Genomic DNA, 14,506 nt, shown 5'->3' with positions numbered 1-14,506 from the left:
GGGCGGCGGAATCCTACTTGCGCCGCAGGAAAAATTCGAAAGCCTGGTCGGCAGTCTCGCCCTGCTGCAGCAGGTCGTTGCCGGTCTGCTTCGCGAACGCCTGGAAATCCTTCACCGATCCGGGGTCCGTCGCGAGCACGCGCACCACCTGTCCGGGGGTCATTTCCGCGAGCATTTTCTTCGCGCGCAGGATCGGCAACGGGCAGGTGAGCCCGCGTGCATCGACTTCCTTGTCGAAATCCATCAGTCCATTCCTCGTCGCATTCCTCGATCGATCAAGCGCCGGATTCTAAAGGCTCGCCGCCCATTCGCGAAAGGCGACCTGCGCGCCTCACGAGAAAACATCGGGCCGCGCCAAGTTTTTTGCCCCTCTCGGGGGGCGAAAACCGCAAAGCCGCCTCCGAGGCGCTCAATTCCCCTCGCGCCTGTCGAGCCTGCGCTGGCGTTCCTCGGCTTTCAGTTCGCGCACCCGCGCATCGACGGCGGAAAGTTCGTAGAAGTCGCCGTCCCCCGCGCGACGCGCGAGGTCGAGTTGCTCGATCGCCGCCGGCAGACTTCCCTGCAGCACGTACACTTCCGCCTGGGCGCGATGCTGCGCGGTGCGGCGGCCAAGCGCCGCCTCCGAGCGCGCAACGAGCGTCCACATGCGGTCATCGTCAGTGCGACGCAGCGCGTCCGCACGCGCCATCGCGGCCGCCTCGTCGGCGCGGCCGGCCTGCAGCAAGGCATCGATCAGCGCGTAGCGCAGCGCGCGGCTGTCGGGAAACCGCGTCTGCGCCGCCTCGAGAACTTTCACTGCAGCGGCAGGTTCACGCGCGGCAAGCCGCAACTCCGCCGCGAGAGATTCGATGAACGGCGATGCGGGAGCGCGGCGCCGCACCGCGTCGAGCGCCTTGGTCGCCTCATCGATCCGCCCGGCCGCGAGCAGCGCGCGCGCCAGACCATAGTGCGCCGCGGCGTCGGCCTCGGGTTTCGCCGCCCGCGACTGGAATTCCCGCACTGCGTCGAGCGGCGCGACCGCAGTGACGCGCAACTTCGCCCGCACGAAGCCGAAATCCTGCGAATCCGGCACCTGCCGATAGCGCATCTGTGCGACACGGTTGCCCATGTCCGAAATCCGCTCGCCGGTCAGCGGGTGGGTGCGCAGGTAGCTCGGCGCATTGTTTTCATAGAAACGGCTCGCGCGTTGCAGACGCTCGAAAAAGCTCGGCATGCCGCGCACGTCGTAGCCTGCGCCTTCGAGCGTCTGCAGCCCTAGGCGGTCGGCCTCGCGTTCGAAGTCGCGCGTGTAGCCGAGCTGCGACTGGATCGCCCCGGCTTGCCCGGCAGCGATCGCCGCCTCGCTGATCTGCGAATTGCTGCGCGCCGCGAGCACCGCGACGAGCAGCGACGCGAGCATCACCATGCTCGACTGGCTCTGCTTGCCGACCAGTTGGGCAATATGGCGCTGCGTCACGTGGGCGATTTCATGCCCCAGCACCGAAGCGAGCTCGGATTCCGATTCGGCGGCCAGGATCAACCCGCTATGCACGCCGATGAAGCCTCCCGGCAGCGCGAAGGCATTGAGGGTCGCATCACGGATGACGAAAAAGTCGAACTCCTGATACGGCGCCGCACTCGCCGTCACGAGCCGCCGCCCGAGGCGATCGATGTAGTCCTCGATTTCGGCGTCGTCGAGATAGGCGGCATCGCGGAAACGGATCTCGCGAATGATCGATTCGCCGATCCTGCGCTCGGCGAGCGGAGAAAGCTCGGACGCCGCGACGTCGCCGAGATCCGGCAGATCGGCCGCGTTCAGGCGCGGCATCATCGCGACGCACAGCAGCAGGATAAAAAGTCGTTTGATCATCGGGTGCTATGATACCCATCCACTTCCAACCGTTCCGCGCGGAATGTATCGCGCTATGGCCGCGACGCGCACAGAGCTCATGACCCAACCCGGCACGCCTCCGATCGTCACCCCGATCCTCACCCATTTCGACGCCGACGGACAGGCCCACATGGTGGATGTCGGCGACAAGCGCGAAACCCGTCGCGTCGCGGTCGCACAAGGCCGGATCACGATGCAGCCGGCGACCTTCGCGATGATCCAGTCCGGCACCGCGAAAAAGGGCGACGTGCTCGGCATCGCCCGCATCGCCGCGATCCAGGCCTCGAAGCGCGCCAGCGAGCTGATCCCGCTGTGCCACCCGATTGCGCTGACGCGGGTCGCAGTCGAGTTCGCGCTCGACGCCCCGGCGAGCGCGGTCGCCTGCAGCGTGACCGCGGAGACCGTCGGACGCACCGGTGTCGAGATGGAAGCGCTCACCGCGGTCAGCGTCGCGCTGCTGACGATTTACGACATGTGCAAGGCCGTCGACCGCGGCATGCGCATGGACGGCATCCAGCTGGTCGAGAAACTCGGCGGCAAGTCGGGGCACTGGGTCGCCGGGAGCCCCGGGTAGCGGATCCTTGCAGCCACGTGCGGCGACGTGCGCCCTTCCCCCAGGACGCGTCCCCGGGGACAGCCGATTTCACCTCGACCGCAGTTGCGGCAACCCTTAATCGAACCTTGCAAGTTGACGATCGCGAACTAGAATAGGGGTGTGCCCCGCGTGGTCGGTCAACGTCTTTCGGAGGTAGTATTTCGGAAAGACAAGCGTAATTGCAGATCGGCCATAACGCGGGGCTATTTCTTTGTGTCCGGCTGGTTCCACCTCCCCCTTCCCGGAAGCACGCCCGGCCGCATGCTAAGGGAGCTTCCCCAGCCCGACGGCCCAAAGGTGGGCCGCAATCAAGGCGCGCCATGGCGAGAATTCGGCAAGCCAGCGTTTCGTCTGTCCTTCGGTGACGCTGTCCGGGCAATCGAGCACCGCCTGCAGGCTGCGGCGCACCGCGACGTCGCCATGCAGCGATCCATCCAGCCAGCCGAAACCCCGCAGCAGCGCGTAATCGATCGTCCACGGCCCGATGCCGCGCACTCCCATCAGGCGCTCGCGGATCTCGTCGACCGGCAGCGTCGCGATCCACGTATCGAGCGGCAGCTCGTCCTCCACGACGAGACGGCCGAGCCTGATCAGCGTCTGCGCCTTCGCCTGCGAGAAACCGGCTGACCGGAGATCCGTCTCGTTCAGCACGGCAAGCCGTTGCGCATCGGGATAGCAGGCGAGACCGGCCGAATGGCGCAGCCCGGCAACTTCGATCAGCCGGCGTCGTAGCGAGATCGCCGCGCGCACGCTGATCTGCTGTCCGGTGATGGCCCAGCTGAGCGCTTCGAACGGACTCGCAGACAGCGGCACGCGCAGCCCGGGATGGCGGGCGATGAGCGGGCCCAGTTGCGGATGGTCGCGATAGGCCCGCTCGAACACCTCGACGTGCTGAGTCAGGCCCAGCATGCGCGGCAGCAACTGTGCGAGCGCCGCAGGCGCAGCGGCGCTCGGCGCTCCGTCGAGCGTGAGTTCGGCACTCGCCTGTGCGTCGTCGAACCGGATCGTCAGGCATGCCGGGCGGCCTTCCCACGCGACGCCTTTCTGCAGCGTTTGCCCCTCGACTCGTTCTGCAACCGCGAGCGGATCGCGGCGATGGAAAGCGAGCACATCGTCGGTGCGGAAATCCGCCGGCAACCCGACTTCACAAGTCAGCACCGCGGTCATCGCCCGGCCTCGCGATCGAGCAGCGCACGCTTGCGTTCGATCCCCCAGCGGTAACCCGACAGCTGCCCGTCGTTGCGCACGGCGCGATGACACGGAATCGCAACGGCCAGCGGGTTTGCGGCGCACGCTCGCGCCACCGCCCGGACGGCCTTCGGCGCGCCGATTCGCCGCGCGATCTCGGCGTAGCTCGCTGTCTGGCCCGCCGGAATCTCCTGCAACGCCTGCCACACCCGTTGCTGGAATGCCGTGCCGCGAATGTCGAGGGGCAGATCCAGCCCGAGCCCGGGAGCTTCGACAAACCCGACCACAGTCGCGACGCTTCGCTCGAAATCGGGGTCACCGCCACTCAGCATGGCTCGCGGAAAGCGATCCTGCAGATCACACGCGAGCCGCTCCGGATCGTCGCCGATCAGGATCGCGCACACTCCCCGCGTGCTCGCGGCGACGAGAATCGCCCCCAGCGAACATTCGCCGATCGCAAACCGGGCGGTTGCTGCTGCGCGTGTTTCACGTTTTGCCGTCATGATCCTGCATCCTTTCCGTGGTCCGATGGCTAGAATCTAGCGGACGCCGGATAATGGCGCACTCCGGCTCTTGCTTTCGCATTCGGTGGACCGCGAAACTGTGGGGCAGATCCGTAGCGAACGAAGGCCTTCAAGGAGCCGCGAAACTCCCGTTTCGATGAATCATCCGCAGGCGGTGACAGAACTCCCATCGAGCGGCCGGACCCAGGGGATCAATCAGGATGAAAAAATGCAGGACATGCTTGCTGCCGGACATCGTACCCGGAGCTGATATTGACGCCAGCGGAGAGTGCAGCTTCTGCCGCGCCCGGTCGCCCGACACTCAGGCGACTTCCGCGGCTTTGAAGTATCGCGAAAACCTTGAAGCCACCCTGAAAGCAGCGCGCAACCATCCCGGCTCCGAATACGACTGCGTCGTGCCGCTCAGCGGCGGGAAGGACAGTTTGTACCTCCTTCACCGCTTGAAAGTCGATTACGGTTTGCGGGTGCTCGCGTTCACCTGCGATATCGACCTGCCGCCCGTCGCATGGGACAACATCCGCCTTGCGCTGCGCAAGCTCGACATCGATCACGTCGTTTTCAGACCCGCGCACGGGTTCCTGACAAAGCTCTTTCGCTACCTCTTGTGCAACCAGGAAGCGCGGGGCGCGGTGTACACCGTTTCCTATGTCTACGCACCGCTGTTTGAAGGCGCAGCAATCCGCCTGGCGCTGGAGAAAAATATCCCGCTCGTTCTCGCAGGCTATTCGCCGGGCCAGCCCGAACCCGAACGCATGCTCTACGAGTTCGATCCCGCGCTGATCAGAAGCGAGGACTGGACGCCGCCGCACCTCGTCGAGAGCGGGGAATTTTCCGCCGACGAACTCGCGGCTTTCTACAATCCGCTCAAATTGCCGAAAAACACCCCCTTCCCGCGCTATCTCGCTCCTTACCACGCGTGGGACTACGATCAGGAGCAGGTGATTCGCAAGGTGACCGAGCTCGGGCTGGTGCAGCGCAGCTCCCACGCAAACCCGATCGTCAGCAACTACCCGATCAACTGGCTGATGATGTTTTCGGACCTGAAGCACTTCGGTTACAACCCTTATGTGCCCGAGTTCTCGGCGCTGATTCGGGAAGGGAAGGCCAGCCGAAATTACTGGCGGCTGGCGACTCCCCTCGTCAACTTCATGATCCGCAACAAGATCGGTTTGGGACGCGAGGTGCGCCGCAGCATGAACTGGTTGAGTCTGGCCGAAGCCGATCTTCGCATCACATTGCCGAGAGGCGCCTACGACCCTCCGCTGTTGCGCCGCGCCTGAAATGAACGCTTCGTTGCAGACACTGCCGGAGCGCTTGCAGGCTCGAGCCGCCGCATCGCCAGATCAACTCGCATATCTGCATCAGGTCGATGGGCGCGAATGGCAGCCGATCACGTGGCGCGAACTCGCGCGACGGGTCGACACCCTCGCCGGACATTTCTCCGACCTCGGCCTGCAAACCGGCGATCGGGTAGCGATCACGCTGCCCACTTCGCCCGAATGGGAATATTGCCAGCTCGCGGCGCTTGCGGTGGGGGCTGTGGTTGTCGGCATCGACGCACACGACGCGCCGCGCAACGTGCGGCATATCCTGGAGCTCACCAAGCCGCGCCTCCTGATAACTTCCACCGCCGACATGCTTCGGACGTTCGGCGAGCTGTGGCGGATTCCGCAGATCACGATCACCTGCGAGCCGCACCCCTCGGCGGGCCACGCTCGCACTCTCGGACGGCTGCTGGAAACGCAGAGCGGCCCTCGTTCCCCGGCGTCTCCTCCCCTGCCCGAAGACATAGCCACGATCGTCTTCACTTCAGGCAGCACCGGACAGCCGAAAGGTATCGCGTACTCGCATCGGCAGATCGCGCAGGCATGCGACACCATTCTCGAGCGTTTTCCTTCGCTGCGACAGGATTCACGTCTGGCTTGCTGGCTGCCCCTGTCGAACCTCTTTCAGCGCATCATCAACTTCTGCGCGTTGAGCTGCGGGGCGAGATCGTATTTCGTCGACAAGCCGGATCAAATCGTCCGCCTTCTACCCCAGATCCAGCCGACGTTCTTCCTCGGCGTCCCCCGTTTCTTCGAGAAGTTGCACGCCGGGATCCTCGCCGAGCTCGCGAAGCAGCCTGCGCCGGTTCGCGGTCTCATCCATGGAGCATGGACCGTCGGCTGCCGCATTGCCGAAGCGCGCCGCGCCGGGCGACGACCGGCGCTGGTGTGGCGCGCGCTGCACCCGCTCGCGACACCTCTTCTGGGCCGCGTGCGGTCGGTCATGGGGCACGAACTGCAGTTCATGGTTAGCGGCTCTGCGCCGATGCCGCGCTGGCTGCTGGAGCGTTTCCACGGGCTGGGCTGGCTTGTCCTCGAAGCCTACGGCATCAGCGAGAACGTGATTCCGGTCGCCGTGAACACCCCCCAGCGCTTTCGATTCGGAAGCGTCGGTCAGGCGCTTCCCGGCAACGAACTGCGGGTCGCCGACGACCATGAGCTATTGGTCCGCGGTGCCGGCGTGTTTTCGGGCTACTACGGCGAAACAGCCGACGTGGCGCCGCTCAGCGCCGACGGATTCCTGCAGACCGGCGATTACGCCAGGATCGACGACGAAGGCTACGTCTGGCTCGAGGGACGCAAGAGCGAAGTGTTCAAGACCTCGACAGGCCGCCGCATCGCTCCAGCGCCGATCGAGGCAGCACTGAAGCAGCTCGACTACGTCGATCATGCGGTCGTCGTCGGACGCGATCGGCCCTACCCCGTTGCCATTCTCGCGCTCGACTCCCGTCACCCGCGTGCCGGTGAAATTCACACCGCGGCGACATCCGCGGCCATCTCGGCTGATGTCGCTGCCGCCTGTGAAGGCTTTAGCGACTACCAGCGTCCCGGGGCAATCATTCTCAGCCAGCAAGCGTTCACCGTCGCAGGCGGCGAACTCACGGCCAACCTCAAGCTTCGGCGCAAGCCGATCGAAGAACGATTTCGCGCGCAGATCGAGGAAGCATACGACCGTGCATCTCCACGCGCGCCAACCACCCCCTCCCGACCCCGAGTGATCAACGCCCCATGAATACCTATTTCGTCACCGGCGCGTCAGGCGCTGTCGGCAGTGCCCTCGTTCCTCTGCTGTACGCGGATACGCGCACGCGCGTGCGCATTCTCCTGCGAGCAAAGTCGGAACATCACCTGACCGAACGCATGGAAGAGTTGTGCCGGTTCTGGAAGCTGGCGCCGGACGCCGAACCTCGCACGCGGCTCACCGCGCTGCGCGGCGATGCATCGCAGCCCAGGTTCGGCTTGAGCGACAGCGAGTACGCGACCCTGTGCGCCGACACCACGCACATCATTCACTGCGCAGCCAGCGTGCGCATGAACGACACGCTGGACGACGCGCGCCGCTCCGCAGTCGGTTCGGCACAAGAAATTCTGTCGCTGGCCCGCACGCTGGCGCGCAGCGGAACCTTGCGCAAAGTGGATTTCGTCAGCACCGTAGGCATCGCGGGCAAGCGTCCCGGCGCGCTGCCCGAACGCTGGATCGACGAACCGCGCGCGTTTCACAACACCTACGAGCAGTCCAAGGCGGAAGCGGAAGTTCTCGTTCGCGCGGGGATCGAACAGGAGCATCTGCCGATCACGGTGCATCGGCCCAGCATGGTGATAGGCGATTCGCGTGACGGCCGCATCATTCACTTCCAGATCTTCTACTTCATCTGCGAATTTCTTTCCGGCCGCCGCACTTATGGAGTGTTACCGGATCTGGGCGAGGTGCGACTCGACATCATCCCGGTTGATGCCGTTGCCAGTGCAATCGCACGCGCGACCGTCGATGAGCAGACCGTAGGTCGAATCTACCATCTGTGTTCGGGCCCCGACCGTTCGATTCCGCTCAAGACATTGCGATCGCGCGTCCAGGAGACATTCAGGCGCCACGGTCTCGCCGTTCCGTTCGGCATCCTGTTGCCGCACCGCTTGTTCGCGGTGGTGCAACAGGCCGCTATACGTTTCGCTCCGGCGCACCGCAGGGGGGCCCTCGCGACTCTTCCGATCTATGTCGACTACCTCGGCGACCAGCAAGGGTTCGACAATAAAGAATATCTGGCCTGGCTGTCGGCTAGCGGCACGAGCCTACCGCGCTGGGAAGACTATCTGGCGCGGGTTCTCGAGCGCTACCTGGACAAAAAGCATCCGCGTGGATGAAACAAGCGGGACTCTCGAGCGCAGTCCTGCCGAAGAAGCACGGCGCGTGCTGCACGCGCGGCAGGAAAAACGTGAGGAGGGGCATTTCCTGCGAAATGCCCCTCCCGGGTGAAGCCTTGAACACCCTTCAACGAAATGCGGAGTAACCGACAGGGCTTTTCAGATCCTGCCGGTTACTCCGCATCCGGTTAGCAGGCTGAAACTCTCGCTTCAGACCTTCTTCGTGCCAGCCTTTTTCGCCTTGCGCCACATACCCGCTCCGGGTAACGCGGCCAGACCGATACCCAGCAACGCGAGCGTTCCCGGCTCCGGCACCTCGACTTGGTCGATACGTGCCTGGATAAACAATTGGCTTGTCTCCGCTTCCGCAGTGAAGATGATGTTGCCTTCATCGTCGAAGAACGTGCCTGTATCCTCGTCGGGATCAATTTGGAAAGAGAGCATCCACCTCTCGCCCAGGGCGGAGAACAGGAACGTGTTGATCACGGCGTCCAGATTCGGTACTGCGAAAATGTCGTCGCATTCGCTCCCGAGCGGATTCGGCGCGGGGCAGTCAGCCAGGTCCACGTTCCGCGTTTCCGTGAAGCTTACATCCAGAATGACTTCCGGAAGGCTGCTGGTGCCCGTGAGATCGAAGGTTGCGCCGGCGAGACTGAAATTATCGCGCATATCGACAGTGAAATTGAACGTCGAACCAGGAATGACATTGTTCTCGTGCTCAACCAGGGCGACGTTAAACCAGCCGGCATCGGACACGAGGTTAACAGGATCGTTGGTCGGGGGAAGAATACTCAGGAAGCTATGCGCACTGGCTGGGTTACCCGTGTCGCGCCATTGCAACTCATCCTCCGTTGCACTGACAAAGCCGCCGAGTCCGACGCCGGGGTCGACGGAGCCGGGAATAAACGCGAGGAGGTTTTCCGCCTCGAATACTGTTCCCGGCGTTGCATGAGCGACTCCGCCCATGATTAATCCCCCTGCCATCAGGCTTGCTGTCAGCAAAGTGTTACGGAATCTGCTCGTGGTCATGACAAATCTCCTTTTCCAACATCGAACCTTCGGATCTGGCTGGCCAGAGTCGCGCCTCCCTCGAGAAGCTTCGACGTTTCTCCGCCCGGTTCTCCTCCTGCATAGTCCATGCCAGATCACTTATCTCTTTCATTTAACTGGGTTTTATGAATTATGCACGGAGGCAGAGTGTAAAATATTTCGACGGCGCCGGAAGAGTGCTTGCGCCAGCTTTCGAGTGGAGAGAATTCAGGGGATTCGACTTGTCGAGGCACGCGGCCGGACATGACGGGGGAAATTCGCGCCGATTCCAGAGACGACGATCGTCCCGGGCAGCGCTTCGATACGGCAGAGGCGTTACGGTCCCGTGAGCCGTCCCAAATCGGACTCCGCCAAACGGACGAAGGCCCGCGAGGGGCCTTCGCCATCGGGCGAGAGGTTGCGGGTCAGCCCGCCAACGACGTCCTGAGCTGCTCGAGCCGGGCTGGATCGTCGATTATCGTCAGATCGCCCGGGTTACGGCCTTTGGCGAGCGCCCGGATCGAGCGGCGCAACATCCTCCCCGAGCGCGTCTTCGGCAGCGGCGGGACAACGCCGACAATACGTTTCTCGTTGGCACCGCATTCATCAGGCCGTCTTCATGCCAGCCTTTTTCGCCTTGCGCCACATGCCCGCTCCCGGCAATGCGGCCAGGCCGATACCGAGCAATGCGAGCGTACCGGGCTCCGGCACTTCCGCTTGGTCGATACGCGCCGTGATGACGATCTCGCTTACAAAATTTTCGGCGGTGTAGATGATGTTGCCCGCGTCGTCAAAGAACGTTCCCTCGCCCGCGCTGGCGTCTACGTCGAACGTGAGGAGGAATTGTTCTCCATTGGCCGTAAACAGGAACGAGTCGATGACAAGGTCCAGGTTACCAATCTGGAAAATGTCGTCGCAGGTGCTGCCCAGCGGATTCGGGGCGGGACATGGCAGGTCGTTAGGCGTTTCAGTAAAATTCACGTCCAAGATCAGTTCGGGGAGTTGATTGGTTCCAGTGAGGGCGAACGTCGCGCCCGAAAGAGTGAACTGGTCGAGCAGATCGACGGTGAAAGCGAAGCTTCCCACCGGGATGATGTTGTTCGTATGCCGAATCCGCGCGACCTCTTCCGCTCCCAAATCGGAGGAGATGGCCACATCCGTGTTGCTCGGCGGAATAATCGTCAGGAAGCTGTGATTATCGGTGGGGTCCCCCGTGTCGACCCATTCCAACTCGGTGGAGGACACATCGACAAAACTGCCGCCTCCAAGGACCGTGGCGCTGTCGGGGTCGAATGCAAGGCTGTTGTTTCCGGTAAAGAGAGTTCCCGGCGTTGCATGAGCGACCCCGCCCATGATTAATCCGCCTGCCATCAGGCTAGCTGCCAGCAAGGTGTTGCGGACTGTGCTCGTGGTCATGACAAATCTCCTTTTCCAACATCGAACCTTCGGATCTGGCCGGCCAGAGTCGCGGCTCCTTCGAGGAACTTCGACGTTTCTCCGCCCGGCTTTCAGCTTGCATAGTCCATGCCAGACCCCTTATCTCTTTCATTTGAATGGGCTTTATGCCTGATGCACGGAAACGGGGTGTAAAATATCCCGACGCACTCGAAGGCGCACTGACACGAACCTGAATCGCCCCGGGTTTCGCGGAGGCTCCAACTCTTGAGAAGATGGAGCCATGAAGAAATCAGCGAAGTTCTCCCCCGAGGTGATCGAGCGCGCGGTGCGTCTGGTGTTCGAGGCCAAGGATCAGTACGAATCCCAGTGGGCGGCGATCGTGTCGATCGCGGCAAAGATTGGCTGCACGTCGGAAACATTGCGCCGATGGGTTCGGCAGCATGAGCGCGACACGGGCCAGCGCGAGGGGCTCACGAGCGCCGAGCAGCAACGCATCAGGGAGCTCGAGCGCGAGGTGCGCGAGCTCAAGAAGGCCAACGAGATCCTGCGCCTGGCCAGCGCGTATTTCGCGCAGGCGGAGCTCGACCGCCGCAACAAGTGATGAACGGATTCATCGACACGCACCGCGAGCGCTTCGGGGTCGAGCCGATCTGCAAGGTGCTGCAGGTCGCCCCGTCGGCCTATCGGCGCGCCGTGGCACGCCGGCGTGATCCGGCTTTGCGCTGTGCCCGAGCCCGCCGCGACGAGGTGCTGGAAGGTCACATCGAGCGGGTGTGGCAGGCGAATCTGCAGGTGTATGGCACGCGTAAAGTGTGGCGGCAGTTGCAGCGCGAAGGCCTCGAGGTCGCCCGCTGCACCGTCGAGCGACTGATGCGGGCCCAAGGGCTGCGCGGCGCGATGCGTGGCAAGGCGGTTCGGACCACCCGGCCCGATCCTGCTGCACCTTGTCCGCTCGATCGCGTCAATCGGCAGTTCGCCGCCGAGCGGCCAAACCAGCTCTGGGTCTCCGATTTCACCTATGTCTCGACTTGGCAGGGTTTCGTGTACGTGGCCTTCGTCATCGACGTCTTCGCCCGCTACATCGTGGGCTGGCGGGTGAGCCGATCCATGCACACGGAATTCGTTCTCGACGCGTTGGAACAGGCCTTGTGGGCGCGACAACCCGAACGCAACGCCTTGATTCATCATAGCGATCGCGGCTCGCAGTACGTCTCGATCCGCTACAGCGAGCGGCTGGCAGAAGCAGGCATCGAGCCGTCGGTCGGCAGCCGGGGCGACAGCTACGATAACGCCCTGGCCGAGACGATCAACGGGCTGTACAAGGCCGAAGTCATCCACCGGCGTGGCCCGTGGAAAAGCGTCGAAGCGGTCGAGCTGGCCACCCTCGAATGGGTCTCATGGTTCAACCACCACCGCCTGCTTGAGTCGATCGGGTACATTCCCCCAGCCGAAGCCGAGGCAAACTATTACCGCAACCTGAGCGAGCAGGCGGTCGTCGCCTGACTCAAACAAAACCGCCTCCGCGAAACCCGGGGCGATTCAACCTTCGAGTGCGGAGACTTCGTGGGATTCGACTTGTGGAGGCTCGCCGTCACGGGATGACGAAGGAATTCGCCCCGATTCCCGAAGCGAGGATGCTCCCGGGCAGCGCTTTGATGCGGCCGAGGCGATACGGTCCGTGAGCGGTCGTGAATGGGGCTCGACCCACCGCGACGAAGGCGCCCGCGCGAGGGGCCTTCGTCCTGGTGAGAAAAGGTTTCTTTCGGGTCAGCCCGCCAGCGACGTCCTGATCTGCTCGAGCGTCCCCGGATCGTCGATCGTCGTCAGGTCGCCTGGATCACGGCCTTCAGCGAGCGCCTGGATCGAGCGGCGCAACATCTTGCCCGAGCGCGTCTTCGGCAGCCCGGAGATGAAATGCACACGCGCGGGGCGGGCGATCGCACCGAGCAGGGTGTCGACGGTCTTCATGACATCCTTCTCGAGTTGGGCGCGTTTCTCGGCGGTATCGACGCGCGAAGCGTCCTTGACCACCGCGAAAGCCATCGGCATCTGCCCTTTCAGCGGATCGGCGACGCCCACGACTGCGACTTCGGCGATCGCCGCATTCGCCTGGATCGCCTCCTCGATCTCGCGCGTGCCGAGCCGGTGACCCGCCACGTTGATGACGTCGTCCATGCGGCCGAGGATCGTGTGGTAGCCGTCTTCGTCCTTAATGCCCCAGTCGGACGACGAGAACACGACGGGGTCCTGGAACAGCGTGAAATACGTGCTGACGAAACGGTCGTCCTGCCCCCACACGGTCGACAGACAGCCCGGCGGCAACGGCGGGATGACGCCGACGATGCCTTTCTCGTTGGCACCGCATTCACTGCCGTCCTCGCGAAAGATGCGCAGGTCGTAGCCATACACGGGGAAGCTCGGCGAGCCGTACTTGATCGGCGTCTCCTCGATGCCGCGCACCGCGGAGAGCATCGGCCAGCCAGTTTCGGTCTGCCAGTAGTTGTCGATGACCGGGATGCCGAGCTCGTCCATGATCCACTTGTGCGTCGTCTCGTCGAGCGGCTCGCCGGCGAGGAAAAGATGCTTCAGCGACGACAGGTCGTATTTCTTCAGGAAAGCCGGGTCCTGCTTCTTCAGCACGCGCACCGCGGTGGGCGCCGAGAACATGACGTTGACCTTGTATTTCTCGACGATCTGCCACCAGATCCCGGCGTCCGGGCGCAGCGGCGTGCCTTCATACATGATCGTCGCCATGCCGGCGAGCAGCGGTCCGTAGATGATGTAGCTGTGACCGACGACCCAGCCGATGTCGGAGGTCGCGAACATCGTCTCTCCGGCAAAGCCGGTGAAGATGTGCTTCATCGACGACGCGAGCGCAACGGCATAGCCGCCGGTGTCGCGCTGCACGCCCTTCGGCTTGCCGGTGGTGCCGGAGGTGTACAGGATGTAGCTCGGCTCGGAGGACTCGAGCCACGTCACGGGCACTTTCGCGTCGAGGTGCTTCGCGCGCAGCTCGGCATAATCGACGTCGCGGCCTTCGACTTTTGAGAAGCCCTTGTCGAGCCCGCGGTCCACGATCAGGACTTTCTGCGGCGGGAATTCGGCGATCTTGCACGCTTCATCGACGAGGTGCTTGTACGGCACCGGTTTGCCGTTGCGCATGCCGGCATCCGAACTCACCATCAGCACCGGCTTCGCGTCGTCGATGCGCGTCGCGAGCGAACCCGCGGCAAAGCCGCCGAACACGACCGAATGAATTGCCCCGATGCGTGCGCAGGCGAGCATCGCGAACGCCGCTTCGGCGATCATCGGCATGTAAATCAGCACGCGATCGCCCTTGCCGACGCCGAGTTCCTGGTAGATCGCGGCCATGCGTTCGACCTCGCGCTGCAACTGCGCAAACGAGTACACCTTCTCCTCGTCGGTCTCGGTCGAGATATACACCAGCGCGCGGTCGTCGGGGCGCGCGGCGGCATGGCGATCCACGGCGTTGTAGCAGAGGTTCGTCTCGCCTCCCTTGAACCATTTCACGAACGGGGGCTGCGAAAAATCGCAGATCTGCTCGGGCTGCTTGTTCCAGTCGATGAGCCGGGCTTCTTCCGCCCAGAACTCGTCACGGCTGTCGATGGAACGGCGATGAAATTCCTTGTACGTCGTCATGAGCATTCCTCTCCCTTCAAGATTCCCGTCATTTGCGAACGACTTCCAGGCGCTCCTG

General features: G+C 63.4%; 12 protein-coding genes and 1 other annotated feature. Of the genes, 5 read left to right on the top strand and 7 right to left on the bottom strand.

Annotation, left to right across the window (positions count from 1 at the left end):
• Positions 1-13: 13 nt before the first annotated feature.
• Both GO608_RS15610 and GO608_RS15605 read right to left on the bottom strand, forming a co-directional pair.
• Positions 14-244, bottom strand: a complete 231-nt coding sequence (locus tag GO608_RS15610) for a sulfurtransferase TusA family protein (RefSeq protein WP_053421243.1) — start codon at positions 242-244, stop codon at positions 14-16.
• A gap of 165 nt (positions 245-409) precedes the next feature.
• Positions 410-1,849: a beta-barrel assembly-enhancing protease gene (locus GO608_RS15605; RefSeq protein WP_169199377.1), complete on the bottom strand. Its 1,440-nt coding sequence runs from the start codon at positions 1,847-1,849 to the stop codon at positions 410-412.
• 79 nt (positions 1,850-1,928) lie between these two features.
• On the opposite strand from GO608_RS15605, the gene moaC reads away from it, so the two are divergent.
• Complete coding sequence (gene moaC, locus GO608_RS15600) at positions 1,929-2,444, top strand: cyclic pyranopterin monophosphate synthase MoaC (RefSeq protein ID WP_169199376.1); 516 nt, start codon at positions 1,929-1,931, stop codon at positions 2,442-2,444.
• Between the two features lie 285 nt (positions 2,445-2,729).
• Here the strand turns inward: moaC and GO608_RS15595 are convergent, their stop codons facing one another.
• Both GO608_RS15595 and GO608_RS15590 read right to left on the bottom strand, forming a co-directional pair.
• Complete coding sequence (locus tag GO608_RS15595; RefSeq protein WP_169199375.1) at positions 2,730-3,632, bottom strand: DNA-3-methyladenine glycosylase family protein; 903 nt, start codon at positions 3,630-3,632, stop codon at positions 2,730-2,732.
• A complete protein-coding gene (locus tag GO608_RS15590) occupies positions 3,629-4,156 on the bottom strand; it encodes a methylated-DNA--[protein]-cysteine S-methyltransferase (protein ID WP_169199374.1) in 528 nt (175 codons plus the stop codon). The genes GO608_RS15595 and GO608_RS15590 overlap by 4 nt, the downstream gene beginning before the upstream one ends.
• 242 nt (positions 4,157-4,398) lie before the next feature.
• On the opposite strand from GO608_RS15590, the gene GO608_RS15585 reads away from it, so the two are divergent.
• From GO608_RS15585 to GO608_RS15575, 3 genes are read left to right on the top strand one after another with little or no spacing between them, the layout of a single operon-like run.
• Positions 4,399-5,457 carry an adenine nucleotide alpha hydrolase family protein gene (locus GO608_RS15585; RefSeq protein WP_247003199.1) on the top strand — a complete coding sequence of 353 codons (1,059 nt, stop codon included), beginning with the start codon at positions 4,399-4,401 and terminating at the stop codon, positions 5,455-5,457.
• 1 nt (position 5,458) lies between these two features.
• Complete coding sequence (locus tag GO608_RS15580) at positions 5,459-7,234, top strand: AMP-dependent synthetase/ligase (protein WP_169199372.1); 1,776 nt, start codon at positions 5,459-5,461, stop codon at positions 7,232-7,234.
• The gene (locus GO608_RS15575; protein ID WP_169199371.1) at positions 7,231-8,361 is read left to right on the top strand and encodes an SDR family oxidoreductase; all 1,131 of its coding nucleotides are present in this window, start codon (positions 7,231-7,233) and stop codon (positions 8,359-8,361) included. Before GO608_RS15580 ends, GO608_RS15575 begins: the two co-directional genes overlap by 4 nt.
• A gap of 210 nt (positions 8,362-8,571) precedes the next feature.
• Here GO608_RS15575 and GO608_RS15570 read toward each other — a convergent pair whose 3' ends face one another.
• Positions 8,572-9,390, bottom strand: coding sequence for a THxN family PEP-CTERM protein (locus GO608_RS15570; RefSeq protein ID WP_169199370.1), 819 nt, complete (start codon positions 9,388-9,390; stop codon positions 8,572-8,574).
• A 606-nt stretch (positions 9,391-9,996) separates the two neighbouring features.
• Entirely contained in the window at positions 9,997-10,806 is an 810-nt protein-coding gene (locus tag GO608_RS15565; RefSeq protein WP_169199369.1) for a THxN family PEP-CTERM protein, read from the bottom strand.
• A gap of 262 nt (positions 10,807-11,068) precedes the next feature.
• On the opposite strand from GO608_RS15565, the gene GO608_RS15560 reads away from it, so the two are divergent.
• Positions 11,069-12,291 (top strand): IS3 family transposase gene (locus GO608_RS15560; RefSeq protein WP_169200665.1). Its coding sequence is split into 2 segments (ribosomal slippage): positions 11,069-11,351 and positions 11,351-12,291, totalling 1,224 coding nucleotides; the frame shifts between segments, so codons are not numbered across the junction.
• Positions 11,347-11,463: a sequence feature (AL1L pseudoknot), on the top strand. It overlaps the preceding gene by 117 nt.
• 264 nt (positions 12,292-12,555) lie before the next feature.
• Here the strand turns inward: GO608_RS15560 and GO608_RS15555 are convergent.
• Positions 12,556-14,448 (bottom strand): propionate--CoA ligase, encoded by a 1,893-nt coding sequence (locus GO608_RS15555; RefSeq protein ID WP_169200377.1) that lies wholly within the window; start codon positions 14,446-14,448, stop codon positions 12,556-12,558.
• Between the last annotated feature and the right edge of the window lie 58 nt (positions 14,449-14,506).

The organism is Aromatoleum buckelii (assembly GCF_012910785.2).
GTDB lineage: Bacteria > Pseudomonadota > Gammaproteobacteria > Burkholderiales > Rhodocyclaceae > Aromatoleum > Aromatoleum buckelii.
Note: the sequence above shows the minus strand (reverse complement) of the source record. Positions and strands in the feature narration are given on the sequence as shown.